Below are 19307 nucleotides of genomic sequence, written 5' to 3'. Positions count from 1 at the left end.
TTGCCAGTTTTAAGTTCTGATGAATTAGAAGGCGGAGTGATTCCCCTTCTTCATCAGATGAGTAAAAATTTGGCTTTTCCACTCCATTCTGATCATGGGAGTGTGGAGTGGGAAAAATACTTAAACATGGTTATTCGGCGCATTTTAAATCAGAAATGGGATCATCAGTATTGGTTGTTGAACTATATGGCCGATTTGGCTTCTATTCAAGTTCACCCTACTCATGTGCAAAATAAGACAGCATTGAAACAGATTATGAGTTTGGTGGGTTTGGGGGCACCTGTCAATCAAATATCCACAAATGAAAAAACAGGCAACCTGTCTGTTTTAGATTATGCTCTTCAAGCCGGCCATACAGAAATAATCCAGTACTTAAAGTCTCGGGGGGCTCAAACATCTCAATATTTGTTTGAAAATGGCTATATTACCCGCGATGACTATGACCTGTTTTGGAAGCTAAAGCCAGAATGGGAATAATCCAATGGAAAACCCACTTGAGAAATACAGATTCAAATTTAAAAAGGATTCTTGGAAGCCTGTTTCTATAGAAGAGATCGAGACTTTTGAGTCAGACTATAGTATTGTTTTTCCTACTGAACTCAAACAGTTTTACCAGCTTTATAATGGAGCTTTTTTGAAGTATAAATTACTACCCCAAATAGCACTTAGAGGCGAAACAGATCCACAAGGCTTAAATAAAGATGGGGGCATAACCATTGATTATTTATATAAAATAAATGATGAGTTTTATCCCGGCAAATTTTCTGGCTCTTATCCTGGAAAACCAAGTGTTGTAGACTATGACATGTTGTCCTTAGATGCCTTGCCCTTTGAGCAGTGGAGCCAAGAAGAACAGGAAAATAATCCTTGGTATGAAGACTGGAACCCAGAAAAAGCTTATGAGTATTTAAAAATAGGGGTATCACAAGGTACTGGTGATCTTTTGATTGGCATGACAGCAAAAAATTTTGGTCAATTGTTTCATTGGGATCCAGATGTAAAAGAGAAATACAATCCCAGTTATGTCGCGGCTTCTATCAGCGAGATGCTGGAGCGTTTGATTGAATGGTAGATTAGATAGCTGCTCTGCCAGCTTGCCAAGCGGCCATTATTGGTGTGTGGTGTTTTGAATTATGATGAATAAAGATGAATAAAGTTATCTCCTCTTCTTACTTGGTCAAAGGCCTTTTTAATTGCGCAAATCCAAATGAGCTGAAAATCTCTTGTTGTTTCAAGCCCGCTGCTCAGTTTGCTTCAATCCCTGCTTAATGCTATTGCTTTAAGCTTTTGCAGAGAGTATGGTGAGAGCAAAGCGGAATGTCGCTATGATGTGGCATGAAAAAAACTTGAACTATTTGGTAGAGGAGCATCCTGTGAAAAAATTATCTACCTGGATTCTGGCCAGCCTTTCTGTTGTGAGCTTGGGGATTTCAGCTTTTTTATTCGTGCAAAGCCAGGCCCTGAGTAAACCCGGTGACCAGGCCCCGCAAAAAGTCGTCTTGACCCAGGCCGATGGCAAATCTTTTTTAATGGAAGGCGACCCCCTGACGGAGAGCAACCCGGCTTTAAAAGGCGGAGCTTTGCCCTATCTGCTCGAACAGGGCTGGAAGATTTCTTCCGTGCATATGACCTATTCTGCCGGCACCCAAAAGGAACAACATGCGGCTTATTTTATTCTGGTTCGCCAATTGCTGCACTGAAGCTTAAGAAACCTCATCGCTATCCTCTCATACCCCCAAGCGGGATTATGTTACACTGAACAGCAATCTGCAGAAACAATTCAGCCCACTTTTACCGGTAATCAAGCATGAGTGAACTACGCGTTATTCAAGGTCCCCAGGACGAAACTGCCGCTCTTGAGGCAGAAGTCCGCAAACACGTTTCCATAACCTCTGTTGACAAAGTCGTTGATTTTTTAAGCAATTGGGGGCGTCGCTCCTCGATCTGGCCCATGCAATTTGGCCTTGCCTGCTGCGCCATTGAAATGATCTGTGCAGCCAGCGCCCGTTTCGATATCTCCCGTTTTGGCTCTGAACTCTTTCGGGCCTCTCCCCGCCAGGCCGATTTGATGATCGTGTCTGGAACCGTGACCAAGCGCATGATTCCCATGATTGTGCGTCTCTATAACCAAATGCCCGAACCCAAATACGTGATTTCGATGGGGGCCTGTGCCACCAGTGGCGGCCCGTTCAAAGAAGGTTATAACGTGGTTTCGGGGATCGATGAGTTTATTCCTGTCGATGTCTATATCACCGGCTGTCCTCCTACCCCCCAGGCCCTGTTTGCCGGTTTGATTGAGCTTCAGAAAAAAATAGACAAGCAGCATTACCGCGACGTACGCTGGTATCGCAAAGACGAGTCAGATGAACGTGCCATTCCCAGACTGGGCCCCGATCTGGTTGATATTCGCCAGTTACCGGCGATTAAAGAAGCGTTGGCTGAAGGTAAAATTCAGCCTGCTCCGGCTGTTTTACCCGAGTATATGGCTGCCTTTCCGGTTTATGAGCCCGAACCTCCCGAGCCTGAACCCGCAGCAGACGAAGCCGATGATAAAAAGAAAAAACTCGCAGCCCGCAAGAAAAAGGCGGTTGAACCCCCGACCGTGACCCCGATCATGCAGAAGCTTCTTGAGCAGTTTCCTGAAGTCAGGGTGACCACGGTCAGCAGTCTGCTGGTGCCTGCCCAACGCTTGCAAAATGTCGTCTTTTCTCTGCGCGATCAGGGCTATACCTATCTCGCCAATCTGACGTCGGTAGACTGTCAGGATTGTTTTGAAGTGGTTTACCACTTTACCTCCCCTGACCAGACCTCTGCCGAAAAGCCCCCTGTGGTCTTGGCGGTGCGCACTGACAAAGAAAAACCGAGTGTTCCTTCTCTGACCCCCTTCTGGCCGGGTGCAGACTTTCAGGAGCGTGAAGTCTATGACATGATGGGCATTCGCTTTGAAGGTCACCCCCACCTGCGTCGGATTCTGATGTGGGAGGGCTATGAAGGCTGGCCCCTGCGCAAAGACTTTTTAGAACCTTATTACGAAGAACCTGTCAAGATTTTCAGCTCCCGCTGGCGCGAAGGCCATCACGATTTTGCTGAAAACCGCAATATCTGGGGCCGCAATGTGCGCTACCCAGAACATTGGGACCCTGAGACCTTTCCCTGGCAGGATGACGATCCCGTTTTATCTGCGATCAGCCCAGACAGCGATTTGCGCACCGATTTGGTTGAAGTCAATATGGGGCCTCAGCACCCCAGCACCCACGGGGTGTTTCGTATGAAACTGGCCCTGGATGGTGAAAAAATTGTACGTCTTTATCCGATGATGGGCTATCTGCACCGCAACCATGAGAAGATCGGTGAACGCAATGCCTGGGTTATGAATATTCCCTATACCGATCGCCTCGACTATATCACCTCGATGGTCAATAACCACGGCTATGTGCTGGCGGTTGAAAAGCTGACGGGCATGGAAGTGCCTGAGCGGGCTGAGTATCTGCGGGTGATTATGTCCGAGCTGACCCGTATCGCCAGCCATCTCTGGGCGCAAGGCTTTCTGCTCAATGACTTGGGGGCCTTTTTTACCCCCATGCTCTATGCTGCGCAGGAGCGGGAACTGATTCTCGATTTGTTTGAAATGACCAGTGGTTCACGCATCATGTGCAACTATATGCGCTTTGGGGGGGTATCGCATGACCTGCCCGAAGAGTTTTATCAGCCCTTCAACCACCTGATCAATGAGCGCCTGCCGCGCATGATTGATGAGTTGGATAAGTTTTTAACCACCAACGAAATCGTAATGGAACGCACCCAGGGCTTGGGTGTGCTTTCTGCCGAAGATGCGATTGCTTACAGCTGCTCTGGCCCTGTATTGAGAGGCAGCGGAGTGCCCTTTGACCTGCGCCGCAACCAACCCTACTCGATCTATGACCGCTTTGATTTTAATGTGATTACCCAGCCCAAGGGCGATGTCTATTCCCGTTACTTAGTCCGCTTGGGTGAACTGCATGAATCGCTTAAGATTCTGCGCCAGGCGATTAAAGACCTGCCCGAAGGCGAGATTATTTCTAAAAAACAGTGGAATATGCGCGTACCTGCCGGGCATGCCTATGCCGCTGTAGAAAGCCCCAAAGGGCAGTTGGGCTATTACGTGGTGAGTGATGGAAAAACCAATCCCTACCGCTACCATATTCGTTCAGGCAGCTTTATTAACCTGACGGCTCTTGAGAAAATGAGCCGGGGCCATATGGTCGCCGACGTGGTGGTGATATTGGGAAGTTTGGATATTGTTCTGGGAGAAGTTGACCGATGAAAGTATATGGAACTTCGGTTCTGAAAGGTCTGCTCTATACCCTCAAGACCTTTGTAGAAACCTATATTGAGGATTTTAAACGCCTTTCGGGCAAAGGCCAGCCAGAAAACGGGCTGCGTAGCTTTTCTGAGGGGGTTGTCACCGTTCAGTACCCTGAAGCCCCCATGCCTTTAGGTGAAACCTATGAGCGTTTCCGCGTGATTCCGATGTTGATCTATGATCAAAAGGAAGATGGGCGTGATGTGCGCTGTACAGCCTGTGGCATCTGTGCCAAGGTCTGCCCTCCTCAGTGTATCTGGATCACCCAGCAGATGGATGAAAAAGGCAAGCCAATTACCAAGCCCGAAGAGTTTTATATCGACACCTCGATTTGTATGAACTGTGGCCTCTGTTCTGAGTTTTGCCCCTTTGATTCGATCAAGATGGATCATCAGTTTGAGCTGACCGTAACTGAAAACCGGCGTGAAAACTATGTCTATGACCTGGAAAAACTTTTGGTTCCTGCTGAATATTATGCTTCTGTTCGCCCCCGTATCAGCGCTGAAGAAGATGAGATTCGCCGCAAGGAAGAAGAGGCCAAAAAAGCCAAAGAAGAGGCTAAAAAAGCGGCTGCTGCTGCCAAAGCCGCAGCGGCTAAAGAAGCAGCTGCCAATGCCCCTGCAGAAGGAAGTGCTGAGGCCGCTGCTGAAAAGCCCGCTAAAAAAGTTTTGAGCGATGAAGAAAAGGCAGCTTTAAAAGAAGCCGCACTGAAAAAGGCCGCTGAGCTGAAGGCCAAAAAGGAAGCTGAAAAAGCGGCTGCAGCCGGTGAGGCGCCTTCCGGCAATGGGGGCGAGCCAGCAGCTGCCGCTGAAAAACCGGCTAAAAAAGTTTTAAGCGATGAAGAAAAGGCAGCTTTAAAAGAAGCTGCACTGAAAAAGGCCGCTGAGCTGAAAGCCAAAAAAGAAGCTGAAAAAGCGGCTGAACAGGAGGCTCCCTAAATGTCACAACTTACAGCCTGGAGTATTCTGGGGATATTTTCACTGGTGACGATTATTTTCTCAACCCTGCCGATTGCCGGGGCCTTCTTTTTTCGGCCCCGCAAAGGCAATACCAGCAAAGAAGCCAGTTATGAATGCGGTTTGCATCCCAAATCAGACCCGCATGTTCAATACAATATTCAATACTATCTCTTTGCCCTGGCCTTTCTGATTTTCTCAATCGAAATTCTCTATGTGTATCCTTGGGCGGTGAACTTTAAACAATTGGGCCCCATGGCCCTGGTGGAGATGGCCGTTTTCCTGTTTGTTCTGCTGATGGGACTGGCCTATGCCTGGCGCAAAGGAGGTCTTGACTGGCAATGAATCCCCTGGAAAGTATTTTTACTCAAATTTATACCCTGATCATGAAGCTGACTGAAATGCTTTTGCCTGCGCCTTTGTATAAGCAATTCTCAATGCAGATAGGTATCATGATTGGCATCACTGCAATTTTGATCTTTGGGCCTGTGACCATGCTCTTTCTGACCTGGATGGAGCGCAAGGTGGTCGCTCGCATGCAAAAACGCTATGGCCCGAATCGGGTCGGCCCCTTTGGCTCACTTCAGCCTTTTGCCGATGGCATTAAGATGTTTATGAAAGAAGACATTATTCCCAAGGCCGCAGACCCGCTTTTGCACAGTCTTGCGCCCATGCTGGTGGTCATGCCCGCCGTGATGATCTTCTCGGTTTTGCCCTTTGGCAAAGACCTTTTGCTGGTGGACCTGAATGTCGCCACGATTTTTATTATGAGTATTTCTTCGATCGAAACCGTCGCGATTTTGATGGCCGGTTGGAGTTCTCACAATACTTACTCCCTGATCAGCTCTCTGCGTGCTGCCGCCCAGGTCATTTCTTACGAAATTCCGATGGGTTTTTCGATGGTGGTGGTGTTGATGATGTCAGGCTCGATGTCGACCCTGGCGATTGTCAAAGCCCAGGAGCCCGGTTGGTTTGTCTTGACTCCCTGGGGATTTGTGGGCTTCTTGATCTTTTTTATCAGCGGTGTGGCCGAAGTCAACCGTTCGCCCTTTGATATGCCCGAAGCCGAGTCTGAGTTGATTGCCGGTTTTCATACTGAATACAGCGGCATGAAATTTGGTCTGTTTTATATGGCCGAATTTTTGGGCGCTTTTGCGATTGCAGCTTTCAGCACGACCTTTTTCTTTGGGGGTTGGCTGGGCCCTGCGATTTTACCCAGTTGGGCCTGGTTTATTCTCAAAACCTATGTCTTTATCTTTGTGATTTTCTGGTTCCGGGGAACCCTGCCACGTTTCCGTGTCGATTTGATGCTGAATTTCTGTTGGAAATACCTGGTGCCGATGTCTTTGTTGAATATTCTGCTGGCTGCGCTTTGGTATTATCTGCCTGCAGGGCCTGTACGCTGGGGCGTGGGCTGGCTGGTCGGAGCGGCTGTGATCTTTGGCGCCCACCAGGTGCTGACCTATCACCGCGTCAAGCGGCTTTACTCGGCCTATGAACGGCCCGTAAAGCCCGCGGCTGTTCCGGCCCCTTGAAAAGAACCCCTTTCCTGAACACGGCAGGTTTCCCCTGCCGTGTTTGTATTTGGTGAAATATGCTGCCTTTCTTTCGTCTGATTGATCGTTATATTCTGGGTGAACTGCTCAAGCCATTTTTGGCGGGGGTGGTGGCCTTTATGATCATCATGATCTCGAATACCCTCTATATCTTTATGGAGCTGATTCTCAAAAGCAATATTGGCCCGGCTACAGTCGGGCGCATGCTCTTGTTTAATCTGCCTGCGATTGTGGTGGTGACCCTGCCGGTGGCGTATATGTTTGCCACCCTGCTGGCTTTGGGGCGCTTGGGGCGTGATTCTGAAATTATCGCCCTGCGGGCGGTGGGGGTCAGTTTGACCCGTGCGATTGCCCCGATTATTCTGATGGCGATTTTTATCAGTGGCTTGGGCTGGTTTTTGCAGGAGCGGGTGGTGCCCTGGTCGAACCAGCAGACCGTTGAAATTCTCAAAGATATGATGAAGCGGGATACTTTGCAGGCGGTTAAAGAACGGCAGTTTATCAGCGCAGACAACCGCAATTTTTATGTGCAGTCGATTGACCGCAAAAAAAATCTGCTCAAGGGCATTTATGTCATGGATCGCAGCAAGGGCGGTTATCCCCAGATCATTACCGCTGAAACGGGCACGCGTAAAGATACCAAATGGATCTTGAACAAGGGAGTCTTGCGCAAGCTGGATGCCCAGGGCTTTATCGACCATGAGATTCGTTTTGAGCGCATGGAGATTGAAATGAACCTCAAGCCTGAGATGATTTTCAATAACCAGCTCGATGTGCGTCAATTGGCCTCGGGTGAGGCTGCCAAACTGATCGATGAAAAGCGCAAACGCGGTGAAGACACCCGCCGCGATGAAATGGATTACCACACCAAATTCTCATTGCCCCTGGCGACCTTTTTTACGATTCTTTTGGCGGCTCCGATCGGCATTCGTTTTTCGAAAATGGGCAATTATTTTGGCGTGGCGATCAGTATTGCGCTGGTCTTTATCTGGTATTTGGCCTATTCGACCTTTACCAATCTGGGCTCAGCGGGTACGGTCCACCCTGTGCTGGCTGCCTGGGTGCAAAATCTGGCCTTTGGTCTGGCGGGGGTTTTGTTGCTTTTGCAGATGCAGGGGGTCAAGGTTTTTACGATCCTTTTTTGGCCGCTTTTGGTGGTGGTTCGGCCTTTTCGCGAAGCTGTGCGGGGCCGCCCCGTCAGCAAGGATCCCGATGATCGGCCTCAGGTGGTTGAAACCTCGCCCCAGGAACGCAGAAAAGCGCTGCTTCTTCATCTTCTGGCGCTGCCAGGATTTTTACTTTTTCCCGCGCTTTTTTGGCTGCGCCAACGCCGCCGTTCGGCCTTTTTAGAGCTCAATGCCCGTGAAGTTCTGAATTTTCACTTCTCATTTGTGCTGTATCTGCTGCTGGAATTGGCCTTTAGTTTGGGACTGGCCTGGGTTTTTCTGATTCAGACAGAGTTTCCCCTGCCTGCTTTGCCCTTTAGCCTGACCTCTGAGCATTTTTTCTTTCTGGCCTTGGGCTTTGCGGGTCTGACCAGCTTGTTTGCCCTGGTGGCGAGTCTGTCTGCCGCCCTGCGGGTGCGCAAAAGTCAGCTTTACCATTATCCGCTGGCGATTCCCTTTCTCAAAGCCAAGCCGCACTTAAAAGCTGTGGCCCAGACAGGGCCTTTAGTTCATCAGGACACCGGCCCCTTGGCTGCCCCCGAGTTGCAGGAACCGGCCCCTCAAAGCGAAAGCTCTGCGACAGAGGGGGTGCTTTTGGATGCCCCTGTGATAGCCCAGGAATTGCAAGTGGAGGTGATCGGGCTGTCTGAGTCTTTGCCGGGGCCTGCGCCCGAAGCCGTTCAGCCCCGTGAGCTTTCGGCACAGGCTGCCCAGGCCCTGCTTGAAATTGAAGCGGCAGAGATCTATCTTTTGCCCGGTTCGGGCTGGAGTTGGCGTAAAACCCGTGTGGCTCACGAAGAGCCTGCCCGGATTCGGGTTTGGCAACGTGGGGGATGGTTGGCCCGCCTGGCTTTGCTGGGGTTCAGTCTGTTGCTTTTGCTTCTGGCCTTTGTGGGCTACGAACAGACCCAAACCTTTCAACTCAGTTTCTTTTGTCAGGATCAACCGCAGAAATCCTGTGTTTTTCAAGAACAGGGGCTTTTGCGCTCGCGCAGCAATGTGATTCCGGCTGATGCGATTCGCGACGTTTTGGTGATTCCCCGCCAGCTTAAATCTCCTGAGGGTAAAGAGCCCCAGCAGCTTTTTGATATCGTATTGCAGACCACGCAAACCCAGATTTGGATTAAATCTGAAAAAGAAGAACCTGCAGCCCATATCCTGGCAGGGAATATCCGTCTCTTTTTACAGGGCTTTGCCCCCCAGGCCCCACGTGTAGAACAGCGCAAACTCCAGCCCTTGCTGATTTTTGCGGGGGGCTGGCTGGGTTTGAGTCTGCTTGTCTGGCTGCTTTGGCCCTTGCGCTGGCGGCGTGAATTTGCCTTGAACCGCGAAAGCCTGACCCTGCGTAAAGGGCGGCGGGTTTTCAATTATCCCCGCCATGAGTTGGGTGAGTTGGTGCTGGAGCCCGGTTGGCTGGATTTGCAGACTCTGATCCTGAACTGGCGACCTCAAGCCGGGGATGAGCAGAGTCTGGTTTTGGCTTCGCAACTGAATCCCCGCCAGGCTGAAGCTTTGTTGGAGGAGCTGAGGCCCTGGTTGAAAGCGGCACCTGTTGAGGATTTGAATCCGATAGAATCTGAAATGCCAAACGAACCTGAAGACGAAACTCAGATCTAAGCCTCTGGTTATGCGTCTTTGCGCAAGACCATCAGGCCATTCCAAAAGGTGGGATGTTGGTGGCCGCAGGTACGCAGATCTGCAAGCAGGGTATATTCCGGGTATGCTTCCAGAAAATCTAAACTGGCCTGGCGTGGATCGACGGTATTGGTATCATCAATCAAGATGATGGCACCGGGGGCCAGCCAAGGGTGGGCCAATTCCAGCGCCTCCCGCTGATCTGCGTAAGCATGAAAACCATCATAAAAATAGAGCCCGATCGGCGTGCGTTGGTAGCGTTTAAAATAGTCACGATAGTCCAGGTCATAAAAGCTGTGTCCCCGGCCTTGGAGTTGCCGGAAGCGTTGCAGAAATTCCTGGCGGGGGCCGCCAAATTCAGAAAAATTATCCACACCGACGCAGCGTGATTGGGGCGAGAGCAGTATCGCCGCCAGCAGACTGTAGCCATGCCAGACGCCAATATTCAAATAGATTTGCCCCGCAGGTAGCTTTTGCAGGGCAAACCCCAGAATGGCAGTCAAAGCAAAACTCGACATGCGGGGCAGGGCTTCAAGTGGGGCGATGCGTTCTGCAAAATGGGAACAGCCTGCCGGTAGCAGGGTATTTTCGATTTCCTCTCGTTGGGAGCGTTGCGCTGAGGGGGTATCAGGTTGGATCGTCTGAAAGCGGATCTGTGCAATAAACTGCTTGAGTTCCATGCCCTTGCTCCCCTCCATTGAAAGTATCTCTCTATGGTAGCAAAACCAGGCGGTGCCGAAGGCCGTTTCCTGGTTTTTCAAACAAAAAAAAGGGAGAGTTTTACCTCTCCCCGGGATTTCAAGGGATCTGACGCAGAAGCGTCTGGAGACTAATGGAATTGAGCTTCTTCGGTAGACCCCGCCAAGGCCGTGGTGGAGCTGAGCCCCCCCGTAATGACCTGCTGGATCTCGTCGAAATAACCGGCACCGACAAAACGCTGATGCTTGACGGCACTGAACCCATGCTGTTTTTCGAGCGCGAATTCACGCTCCTGCAGACGGGAATAGGCTGCCATGCCTTCGCGGCTATAGGCTTCAGCCAGCTCAAAAGATGCGGTATTGAGGGCATGAAAGCCCGCCAGGGTAACAAACTGGAAGCGATACCCCAGTTCACCGAGGGTTTCCTGAAATTTTGCAATTTCAGCGGCAGAGAGATGCCGTTGCCAATTGAAAGAGGGAGAACAATTATACGCCAGCATTTTGCCAGGGAATTTGGCATGCAGGGCTTGGGCAAACTCACGGGCCTCTCCCAGATCCGGGGTTGAGGTTTCGCACCAGACCAGATCTGCGTAAGGGGCATATTCCAAGCCTCTGGCAATCGCGCAGTCCAGCCCCCCTTTGAGACGGAAGAAGCCTTCAGAAGTGCGTTCACCGCTTAAAAAGGGGCGGTCGCGTTCATCAATATCGCTGGTCAGCAATTGGGCTGCTTGGGCATCGGTACGGGCCACCAGCAGGGTGGGCACATCGAGTACATCGGCTGCCAGTCGGGCAGCTACCAGTTTGCGGATAAACTCAGCGGTAGGCACCAAAACCTTGCCGCCCATATGTCCACATTTCTTTTCTGAGGCCAGTTGGTCTTCAAAATGAATCCCCGCAGCCCCCGCTTCGATCATGGCTTTCATCAGTTCATAGGCGTTGAGCACGCCGCCAAAACCCGCTTCGGCATCGGCGACGATCGGGGCGAACCAGTCGCGACTGACTTCTCCCTGCAGGCTTTCAATCTGGTCGGCTCTTTGCAGGGCATTGTTGATGCGACGCACGACGGTGGGAACACTGTCGACCGGGTAGAGGCTCTGGTCGGGATAGGTTTGTCCTGCGCTATTGGCATCCCCTGCGACCTGCCAGCCACTCAGGTAGATCGCCTGCAGGCCGGCCTGGATATATTCCACAGCCTGGTTGCCGGTGAGTGCACCCAGGGCTCTGACAAAAGACTGATTTTGCAGTCTTTGCCAGAGTTTTTCGGCCCCCCTGCGGGCCAGGGTGTGTTCGGGGCTGACACTGCCCCGCAGACGGATGACTTGCTCAGCACTGTAGGGGCGTTGAATGCCCTGCCAGCGCTCGCTTTGCCAAGCTTGTTCAAGGGTGTTTACAGATTCAGATTTCATAAGCGTTTCCTTCTAAAGTAGTTGATAAGCACTCAAGGTTAAAAATTCAGGAAAAATTTCAGCTTGTACCAAGCTGTTTAAAACTTGGGCTGCCGCCTTCAAGGCCGCATGGTTTTGGGGGGCAGTCTGCGCCTGGATTTTTTCAAGCTCTTCTGCCAGACAGGTTTCGTAGTGGATAAAATGAATGGGTTCCCCTGTGCTGAAGCGAATTTCAGGCCGATGGAGCCATTGCCAAAGTTGTGCGCGTGAAATTTCTGCGGTGGCAGCATCCTCCATCAGATGGTGAATGGCCACGGCCCCTTGTCCTTGAAGCCAGGCAGCCAGGTATTGCAGCGCCACGTTGATATTCAAGCGAAAGCCCGCCTCACTGATCTGCCCTTCTGGAATCTTGAAATTGAGCAAATCTTGGGCCTTTACTTCGATTTCAGAACGCAGGACGGATTTCTGATGGGGTTCTCCTGCCAAGGCCGCAAAGGCTTCGCGGGCCACAGGCACCAGATCGGGGTGAGCGACCCAGGTGCCGTCAAATCCCTGGCGAATTTCACGTTCTTTATCTGCCCGCACTTGGGCCAGGGCTTTTTCGGTGATTTCGGGATCGCGGCGGCTGGGGATAAACGCCGCCATCCCGCCCATGGCATGGGCTCCACGCTTGTGGCAGGTGTGTACGAGCAGATTGCAATAGGCCTGCATAAAGGGCACCTGCATGGTGATTTGGGCGCGGTCGGGCAGGACGGCATCTGGGTGGTTGCGGAATTTTTTGATCAGGCTGAAGATATAATCCCAGCGTCCGGCATTCAGACCGGCGATATGCTCTCGCAGCACATAGAGAATCTCATCCATTTCAAAGGCTGCCAAAATGGTTTCGATCAAAACCGTGGCTTTGATTGTGCCTTGGGGAATGCCGAGCAGCTCCTGGGCCCTGACAAAGACATCGTTCCAAAGGGCGGCTTCCTGATGGCTTTCAAGTTTGGGCAAATAGAACCAGGGGCCCAAGCCGCGTGCTATCAGTTCTTTGGCATTGTGAAAAAAGTAAAGGCCGAAATCAAAGAGCGAAGCTGAAATCGGCTCGCCATTGACCAGCAGGTGTTTTTCGGGCAGATGCCAGCCGCGGGGGCGCACCAGCAAGACTGCGGTTTGGGGATTCAGTTGGTAGCTTTTTTCGCCGCTTTGATAGCGCAGGGTGCCGCGAATGGCTTCGGCCAGATTGGATTGGCCTTCGAGCATATGGGGCCAGGTTGGGCTGGAGGCATCTTCAAAATCGGCCATGAACATATCCGCACCTGAGTTGAGCGCGTTGATCACCATTTTGGCATCGACAGGCCCTGTGATTTCAAGATGGCGTTTTTGCAGGGCAGTGGGCAAGGGGGCGATTTTCCAATCGCCTGAGCGAATGCCTTGGGTTTCTGGTAAAAAATCAGGTTTCAGACCTGCGTCGAGCTGTTTCTGGCGTTCCTGGCGGCGGGCCAGGAGTGCTTGGCGGCGGGGATTGAATTCTCTTTGCAGGGTGGTAATAAATTCAAGGGCTTCCGAACTGAGCACGGGCCAGTGGGTTTCGGGTGGGGTGGCCAGCAGTTCAAGGCCGGCGGGAAGAACTTGGGTTTTCATGACTCTCTCCTGGATGATGCGTTGCGTCAAACGAGAGATAGCTTAGCGCTGAAAACTTACAGCCAACTTACAGGGCAATTACAGAACAGGCTTGTGAGCATTTTGTTTCTTTATATAATAATGATGCTTTTGTGATATTGTATCTGTTTTGTAATAATTAATTTAAATGTCTGCGCGCAGGTGTATAATGCAAATGAAGTCAGTACAAGCTTTTATTCGAAAATAATAGATTATTAAATGTCTCTTTTGTGTAACAAATTTTGAGAGCCCGTTGTTTCTGGCTTTGCGTATGAGGGTCTGCGTTGAAGCCTTGCACCATTAATATTTTAACAAGAAAGGAGGCGCAAGGGGTTATTTTACGACCGGCTCACGCCGGTACGACTATGCCTCAGACGTTGGCTGCTTTGCGGCCTTACGTATGAGGACAGCCATGCTCCTCTGCCAGCTAAAGCAGGCAGTCCCCTTGTCGTTAATTTATGGCATCAAAGATTTATCAATTGAAAGAGCAAATTGCTCAAAATATTCCTCCAGGAGAAGTTCCCCGTACGATCTACAGCCGTCTCATGCTTAAAACAGGCTTGATTTGGGCGGCTATTGCCCCAGATACAGAGGTTACAGAAGAACAATATGTCAAAGCAGTGAAAGCGGCGCAGGATATTTTAGGGCTTGTTATTCAGGGATAAGTTCTTAAGAAAAAATCTAAAGGAAACATAAATTAAAATGTCTATTCAAGTTGATTTTCAATCCGCTAAAGGCCTTGTGAATGTTTATGGCCAATCGATGCTCTTTCACTGTAATCATTACAATCGCTATTTACAACAGACGATTGAAGATCCTGATTATATTGACTCCGAAAAAATTCTTTTACAATCTGCAGCTGAAACCGTCTATTTGCAGCTCAAAGCTTGTTTTGCGCAAAATCCTGACTGGAAGTTGGCCGATAAATTGGCAATGGCCAGTGAAATCTTTCAATTTGCAGGCTTTGGCATTTTAGATTTTTCAAAATTTGCAGACTCAGGCCATTCTGTAACGGTTCCCTCGTCTCATTTTGGTCTGGCGATGAAGCTCAATGTCGGGCACCGTACAAAAGCCGCAGAGTATTTTGATAAAGGTTTTATTGCAGGTGTGGTTGAGGCGCTCAAAGATGAGCTTGGCCCCGAATTTCAGAAGGGCTTCACCCTGACACAGAGCCAGTCCATTTCTTTAGGGGATGATTACTGTCGTTACGTGGTAAAAGCGGGTGAGTCTCCTGCTTTTGATTGGCTTGAAAAACTGGTGCCTGCTGAACTGCCTGCTTTTTGTGAAATTCCTGAGCGTAAGTTTACAGAGACCCCTGTAGATGAAGCTGGGATTGTTCAAGCCGTTTCAGGTTTGCCCCTGGTGGGAGATGAAGAGGGCTTGATTCCTGCTTTTGGTTTGTATCTTACCCGGATGTATGCTGATTATTATAATAAGACCTCATTTCGTTTTGAAGAAGAGCTTCAAAAGCAAATGGGAAGCGTTGAGTTGGCGACAGAATTGCTGGTAGAGTCAGGGCATATCTGTGCTTTTAATACCTTTGGCGGCATTATGAAATCAGCGGAATGGAAAGCGTTGATTCAGCCTCATTTGCAGGAAAAAGCCGATTGGGTGCATGGCATGGTGGCTGTGACCAATGCCTTGGGTTGGGGGATTTGGCGCGTTGAAGAGCTTGTGCCTGGAGAAAAACTCGTGATGCGGATTTATGAGGATTACGAATCTTTGGGCTATCTGCGTTGGTTTGGCAAGGCCGATCATCCGATCAGCTATCTGGCCACGGGTGGCTGCGCAGGTTTGATGAACCTGATTTATTATGGCGATATTACCACGGATCCTGTGCTGGATAAGGAGCTTTACGTTAAGCTTTTTCAGGAAGGGGCCTATTTTGTCGGAAAACAGACGAAATGCCTGGCCATGGGCGATGAATATACTGAAATTGTGGTCGTGCGCAACCAATAGGCAGACTTTAAACAGAGGAGGGCTGCTCAGGTGGCTCTCCTTTTTGTTTGCCATAATTTTCCAAGCTTGTTTCAATCACTTGGCAAACCTCACGGAGAGAAGCCTTGAGCCTGGGGACCACTCGAATTTCGGTATCATTTAAAAGTCCTGTGATCACAAAAAAACCTGGACTTGAAAATTGGTAAAAGGGGCAGTGCTCTCCCAAGGGGAAACTCAGTTCACCTGATGGCAGATAGTCTGTGAAAAAAGATGTTTGAATGGAGAGTGGGGTGTGGTAAACAAAAATTCGTTTCCCAATGCAGCTTTTTTCGCGATTGAGTTGAAAATAGGGATTGGAAGTGCTTCCCCAGTCTTCCCAAAAGTCAGGGTCATCAGACATGGGCTGATCCTTTAGAAATATTTTGATGCCTGTTTCAAAAGTATAGAGGATTTGGGCACTGTTGCTGTAAAAACTTGAAAATTTATCCCGCCAGACCCGTCAGGCTGTTGCGACTGGCATCTACCGTGTTCCCGGCGGGATCCATGACCTCTGTGCCAACCCTGACTTTGACCAGATCCCCAGGTCGGAAGAGCGGCAAACCCACGGGCGGAATCAGCAGAACGGTTTTTCCTGTGGCATCGCCGGGATCATAATAGACCCCGCCGCCAATTTCACTCCAGGCCCCGTCAAAAATTGGAAAAACATAGCCTGCGGGTGTAATGGTCACTTGGTAATTGGCGGCGGCCCGTTCAGGGGTGCTGATGCCACGATTGCCGGGATAACCTGCCGGAGCTTGTTTCCAGCTTTGTTTGGCTTCGTTTTCAGCCATGCCACCTGCAATGATCAGGCTGCGGGTATACATAATCATCGGCTCGCTGAAACGTGCGACAATCGCATCGCCGTATTTGCCTCCTGTTTCCGCCGATTGTACAAAGATCTGGCTGAGGGTGGGTTTGACCTCATCGGTCTTGATCGCAAATTTATACGATTCCTCAAAATCGCCATCGGTCAGTTTGAAATGTTTCACTGAGCGGATAAAACCTGCTTTGTCGCGCAGACTGCGCTCCCCAGTACTCAAAGATCGAAAAGCCACGTTGTAGTCGGGAACCAGGTTGCTATCTTTATCGGTGGGCAGGGAAAAAGCCTCTTTAAAGGTAAAGGTGACTTCCGTATCATCGCTGTTCCAGGAGATATTGAAGGCCTCCTTGTCCCAGATGGGAGTGCTATTGCCGGTCAGAAAATTGGTAGCTACAGCGCCATTGCCTGTAAGGGTATTGTGACGGGTCAGATTGTCCTGATCGACACTCAGTTTGCGTGAATTAAAGGTATAAATTGAAAAGCTGTCTTCGACACTCTTGCGTTCCATCGGTTCAGAAAATGCCAGCACGAAACTGGTTTTGGGATTGACGCCTGAACCATTGCGGGCGGGAGTCACCATCCTGACTTCGGGCAATTCGCTTAGGGAATTATAGGCTGCGCTAAAAGCGGTTACCCCAATATCTACAGGATTGACCGGTGTGGGGGGATAGCTGAAAACCGGACTAGGAGTCGGGATTGGAGTGGGGGAGGCCTTGGGGATTGGACTGGAGGGAAGTGTTAAAACAGGAATTGAGCTGCTCAGCTCAGGAACTGATTTACTCATCAACGGAGCCAGCAGGGTTTTAAAGCCCAGTTCCTGGGCAATATCACTGTAGACGATGCCCGGAAAACCCTTGTTGAGAAAAAAGAGCCAGTCCTGTTGAATAATATCCTTGACGGGTTTGCCGTCGACGGTTTGAGGCAAGACCTGAAGATAGGCTGTAATCGCTTCACGTTTATCACCCCGGTAGAGCAGGGCATGGGCCTTGTTGAGTTGAGCAGGCACGGCCTGGGGTTCTTTTTGTAAAGCCTGGGAGGCCAGGTCTGCTGCTGCGTTCCAGTCCTGCTGTAGCAGATGAATCCAGGAGAGATTTTCATAGACAAAGGCTGTTTTGGCCTGTTCCGCTGCATTGCCATTCAAAGCCTGAAGTGAAGAGCTTGCATCTTGGGCTCCCTGCCCCAGTTCATTGCGCCGGATATGTACCAGACTGCGGTTGAGCAGAGCTTCAGAATAACCGGGTCGCAATTTGAGGGCTTGGTCAAAATCGGCAAGGGCCTGATCGAGTTGATTGAGTTTGAGATAGGCCAATCCCCGGCCATTGAATGCCGGAGCATAGGCCGGTTCGAGTTGAAGCGCCCGGTTAAGATCTTCAAGGGCCTTGTCGGTTTGATTCTGGCGCAGATACAAGCCTCCCCGGCGGCTCAGTGCGGGTACGTAATTGCGATCCTGTTTCAGGGCCAGATTGAGGCTGTCGAGGGCTTCTGCGCTTTTATCCAAGCGCAGTTGCAAGATGCCCCGGTGATAATAAGCGGCTTTCTCACCGGCCCGCTGGCGAATGACCTCGTTGAGATCTGCCAGGGCCTGATCGTAAAGGCCCAGCTGAAGATTGGCAATGGCCCGGTTGGCTTGAAGCATCCATTTGCCTGTGACCTCAGGTTCGAGCTTGGCAAATTGGGTCAAGGCATCTGCGACCTGTGCCCGTGCCAACTGCAGGGTGGCCCGATCAAAACGGCTTTTGGGATCAGATACCGGGCTGCTGGGGGGCTTATCCAAACGCGCCTTGGCTTTTTCAAAATCACCGGTTTGAATGGCGTCTAAGGCCTCCTGGTAACCGGGTTCAATCAGAAAAAAGAGTTCATAGTCTTCATCCTGAAGGGTGAGCATTTTGCGGCTCAGGGGCAGGGTGCTCAGATCAAGTTTGGGCGTTTCTGCCATTTCTGCCGTTGCGCCAGGGGAGGCAGAAGCCTGAGTTACAGGCAGATTGAGCGGCACCTGCACAGCACTGGTATTGGATACTGAACAGGCATTGAGACCTGTTGCCAGCAGGCATAAGCTCAGAGAGAGGGATTTTCTTTTCATTGGCCACTCCAGGTTTGAATCAGACTGCGGTATTCATTGCCCAGGGTGGTATTCTGAGCGCCATAATAGGGAGTCAGTTCTGCCTGAGCGCCGGCCTGATCGACCCGCCCTGAAAGCAAGCGAAAAAGCAGATTGACCAGCCCTGCGTCGCGGACAGGGCTTTGGTTTTGACCTTGTAAGCTCGCAAAAGATTGCTCGAAAGAGATGCTTTGGGCCTGACCGGCGGGATCTAAATAATCGGCTTGCAGTCGAAAGACACCGCTGGGACTTTGCCCCACAGGCAGTGCAAAGCGTTGCCAGAAGATCTGCTTTTCGCCTGGCAGCAGGGTGCCACTCCAGCGCAGATCGGCTCCTTGCAGTGCCGAGGAGCTGGCTTTCAGACTGAGTTCTGTGGGGGCTTCCAGCCGAAAGCGAAGCTGGCGGTTGGCTGGTTTGAGCAACCCCGGAAGCCCTTGGGCCAAAGCCTCAAGATCTGCGAGACCTGCCAGTTGGCGTGAGACTCCTTGCCCCTGCCTTTGCAGGTTTTCCAACAGGGCCCGATCGGCCAGTTCCCCCAGGGCCAGCACCGAGAGCGGCAATCCCGCTTGGGCTTTGCTCTCTACCAGATTCAAAATTTCAGCGGATTGGCCTGCTGCGCTGAGGCTTGAAACGGTGCCGAGCAGGAGCAGGCGGTTGTTTTTGCTGGGGTCATGCTGGCTTTCTGCCAGGGCATAGGCTGTGTTCAAGGCGGGTAGAAGTTGTGCAGACCCTGATGGGGTCTGGGTTTGTAGAGCCTGAAGCAGCGGTTGGGCGGTGCTGAAGGCCTGGCCACTGAGCAGGGTTTGAGTGCCTTCTGAATATACAATCAGGTTGAGTTGATCTGTATCTTTGAGCCCAGTTGCCAAGGTTTGGACGGTCGCTTGAGCCAGCTCCCAGAGCGAAGGGGGGGCCGTATTGCCTGTACCGAAGCCTTTAAAACTGTTCATCAGGCCTGAAGCCTCTACCAAGAGTGTCAGCACTGTGGCGGGTCGGCTTTCCAGAGGTTGGGTCGGTAAGAGAACCTGCCCTC

The 19307-nt window shown here is 50.8% G+C and carries 15 protein-coding genes and 1 pseudogene (1 of these 16 cut by a window edge); 10 read left to right on the top strand and 6 right to left on the bottom strand.

The window, feature by feature from the left end; genetic code table 11:
• From COW20_11275 to COW20_11240, 8 genes are all read left to right on the top strand, one after another.
• Positions 1-477: a hypothetical protein gene (locus COW20_11275; protein PIW47834.1), complete on the top strand. Its 477-nt coding sequence runs from the start codon at positions 1-3 to the stop codon at positions 475-477.
• Positions 478-481: 4 nt separating this feature from the next.
• A complete protein-coding gene (locus tag COW20_11270; protein PIW47833.1) occupies positions 482-1072 on the top strand; it encodes a hypothetical protein in 591 nt (196 codons plus the stop codon).
• A gap of 256 nt (positions 1073-1328) precedes the next feature.
• Positions 1329-1700, top strand: coding sequence for a hypothetical protein (locus COW20_11265; GenBank protein ID PIW47832.1), 372 nt, complete (start codon positions 1329-1331; stop codon positions 1698-1700).
• 107 nt (positions 1701-1807) lie between these two features.
• Positions 1808-4303, top strand: a complete 2496-nt coding sequence (locus COW20_11260) for an NADH-quinone oxidoreductase subunit NuoD (GenBank protein ID PIW47831.1) — start codon at positions 1808-1810, stop codon at positions 4301-4303.
• Positions 4300-5280 carry a hypothetical protein gene (locus tag COW20_11255; GenBank protein PIW47830.1) on the top strand — a complete coding sequence of 327 codons (981 nt, stop codon included), beginning with the start codon at positions 4300-4302 and terminating at the stop codon, positions 5278-5280. The genes COW20_11260 and COW20_11255 overlap by 4 nt, the downstream gene beginning before the upstream one ends.
• A complete protein-coding gene (locus tag COW20_11250; GenBank protein PIW47829.1) occupies positions 5281-5643 on the top strand; it encodes an NADH-quinone oxidoreductase subunit A in 363 nt (120 codons plus the stop codon).
• Positions 5640-6833, top strand: coding sequence for an NADH-quinone oxidoreductase subunit NuoH (locus COW20_11245; protein PIW47828.1), 1194 nt, complete (start codon positions 5640-5642; stop codon positions 6831-6833). The genes COW20_11250 and COW20_11245 overlap by 4 nt, the downstream gene beginning before the upstream one ends.
• Positions 6834-6892: 59 nt before the next feature.
• Entirely contained in the window at positions 6893-9637 is a 2745-nt protein-coding gene (locus COW20_11240; protein PIW47827.1) for a hypothetical protein, read from the top strand.
• An 8-nt stretch (positions 9638-9645) separates the two neighbouring features.
• Here the strand turns inward: COW20_11240 and COW20_11235 are convergent, their stop codons facing one another.
• The 3 genes from COW20_11235 to COW20_11225 form a co-directional block, all read right to left on the bottom strand.
• On the bottom strand, positions 9646-10353 hold the full coding sequence (locus COW20_11235; protein ID PIW47826.1) for a hypothetical protein: 708 nt from the start codon (positions 10351-10353) through the stop codon (positions 9646-9648).
• A gap of 131 nt (positions 10354-10484) precedes the next feature.
• Positions 10485-11759, bottom strand: coding sequence for an isocitrate lyase (locus tag COW20_11230; GenBank protein ID PIW47825.1), 1275 nt, complete (start codon positions 11757-11759; stop codon positions 10485-10487).
• A gap of 12 nt (positions 11760-11771) precedes the next feature.
• Positions 11772-13364, bottom strand: a complete 1593-nt coding sequence (locus COW20_11225; protein ID PIW47824.1) for a malate synthase A — start codon at positions 13362-13364, stop codon at positions 11772-11774.
• Between the two features lie 476 nt (positions 13365-13840).
• Between COW20_11225 and COW20_11220 the strand changes: the two genes are divergently transcribed.
• Together COW20_11220 and COW20_11215 are read left to right on the top strand one after the other, a co-directional pair.
• Positions 13841-14047, top strand: coding sequence for a hypothetical protein (locus COW20_11220; protein ID PIW47823.1), 207 nt, complete (start codon positions 13841-13843; stop codon positions 14045-14047).
• A 37-nt stretch (positions 14048-14084) separates the two neighbouring features.
• Entirely contained in the window at positions 14085-15341 is a 1257-nt protein-coding gene (locus COW20_11215; GenBank protein ID PIW47822.1) for a hypothetical protein, read from the top strand.
• A 7-nt stretch (positions 15342-15348) separates the two neighbouring features.
• Here the strand turns inward: COW20_11215 and COW20_11210 are convergent, their stop codons facing one another.
• From COW20_11210 to COW20_11200, 3 genes and pseudogenes are all read right to left on the bottom strand, one after another.
• The gene (locus COW20_11210; GenBank protein PIW47821.1) at positions 15349-15720 is read right to left on the bottom strand and encodes a hypothetical protein; all 372 of its coding nucleotides are present in this window, start codon (positions 15718-15720) and stop codon (positions 15349-15351) included.
• Positions 15721-15802: 82 nt separating this feature from the next.
• Positions 15803-18259, bottom strand: a complete 2457-nt coding sequence (locus tag COW20_11205) for a hypothetical protein (GenBank protein PIW47820.1) — start codon at positions 18257-18259, stop codon at positions 15803-15805.
• Between the two features lie 951 nt (positions 18260-19210).
• A pseudogene (locus COW20_11200) lies at positions 19211-19307 on the bottom strand (hypothetical protein) (it continues 1025 nt past the right edge of the window).

It is taken from the genome of bacterium (Candidatus Blackallbacteria) CG13_big_fil_rev_8_21_14_2_50_49_14 (assembly GCA_002783405.1).
Taxonomy (GTDB): domain Bacteria; phylum Cyanobacteriota; class Sericytochromatia; order UBA7694; family UBA7694.
This window is presented reverse-complemented; position numbering and strand designations above follow the sequence as displayed.

Excerpts from the sequence above, each read along its gene's own strand:
- COW20_11270 (PIW47833.1), top strand. The coding sequence starts at position 482 with ATGGAAAACCCACTTGAGAAATACAGATTCAAATTTAAAAAGGATTCT.
- COW20_11265 (PIW47832.1), top strand. The coding sequence starts at position 1,329 with ATGTGGCATGAAAAAAACTTGAACTATTTGGTAGAGGAGCATCCTGTG.
- COW20_11260 (PIW47831.1), top strand. The coding sequence starts at position 1,808 with ATGAGTGAACTACGCGTTATTCAAGGTCCCCAGGACGAAACTGCCGCT.
- COW20_11255 (PIW47830.1), top strand. The coding sequence starts at position 4,300 with ATGAAAGTATATGGAACTTCGGTTCTGAAAGGTCTGCTCTATACCCTC.
- COW20_11250 (PIW47829.1), top strand. The coding sequence starts at position 5,281 with ATGTCACAACTTACAGCCTGGAGTATTCTGGGGATATTTTCACTGGTG.
- COW20_11245 (PIW47828.1), top strand. The coding sequence starts at position 5,640 with ATGAATCCCCTGGAAAGTATTTTTACTCAAATTTATACCCTGATCATG.
- COW20_11240 (PIW47827.1), top strand. The coding sequence starts at position 6,893 with ATGCTGCCTTTCTTTCGTCTGATTGATCGTTATATTCTGGGTGAACTG.
- COW20_11235 (PIW47826.1), bottom strand. The coding sequence starts at position 10,353 with ATGGAGGGGAGCAAGGGCATGGAACTCAAGCAGTTTATTGCACAGATC.
- COW20_11230 (PIW47825.1), bottom strand. The coding sequence starts at position 11,759 with ATGAAATCTGAATCTGTAAACACCCTTGAACAAGCTTGGCAAAGCGAG.
- COW20_11225 (PIW47824.1), bottom strand. The coding sequence starts at position 13,364 with ATGAAAACCCAAGTTCTTCCCGCCGGCCTTGAACTGCTGGCCACCCCA.
- COW20_11220 (PIW47823.1), top strand. The coding sequence starts at position 13,841 with ATGGCATCAAAGATTTATCAATTGAAAGAGCAAATTGCTCAAAATATT.
- COW20_11215 (PIW47822.1), top strand. The coding sequence starts at position 14,085 with ATGTCTATTCAAGTTGATTTTCAATCCGCTAAAGGCCTTGTGAATGTT.
- COW20_11210 (PIW47821.1), bottom strand. The coding sequence starts at position 15,720 with ATGTCTGATGACCCTGACTTTTGGGAAGACTGGGGAAGCACTTCCAAT.
- COW20_11205 (PIW47820.1), bottom strand. The coding sequence starts at position 18,259 with ATGAAAAGAAAATCCCTCTCTCTGAGCTTATGCCTGCTGGCAACAGGT.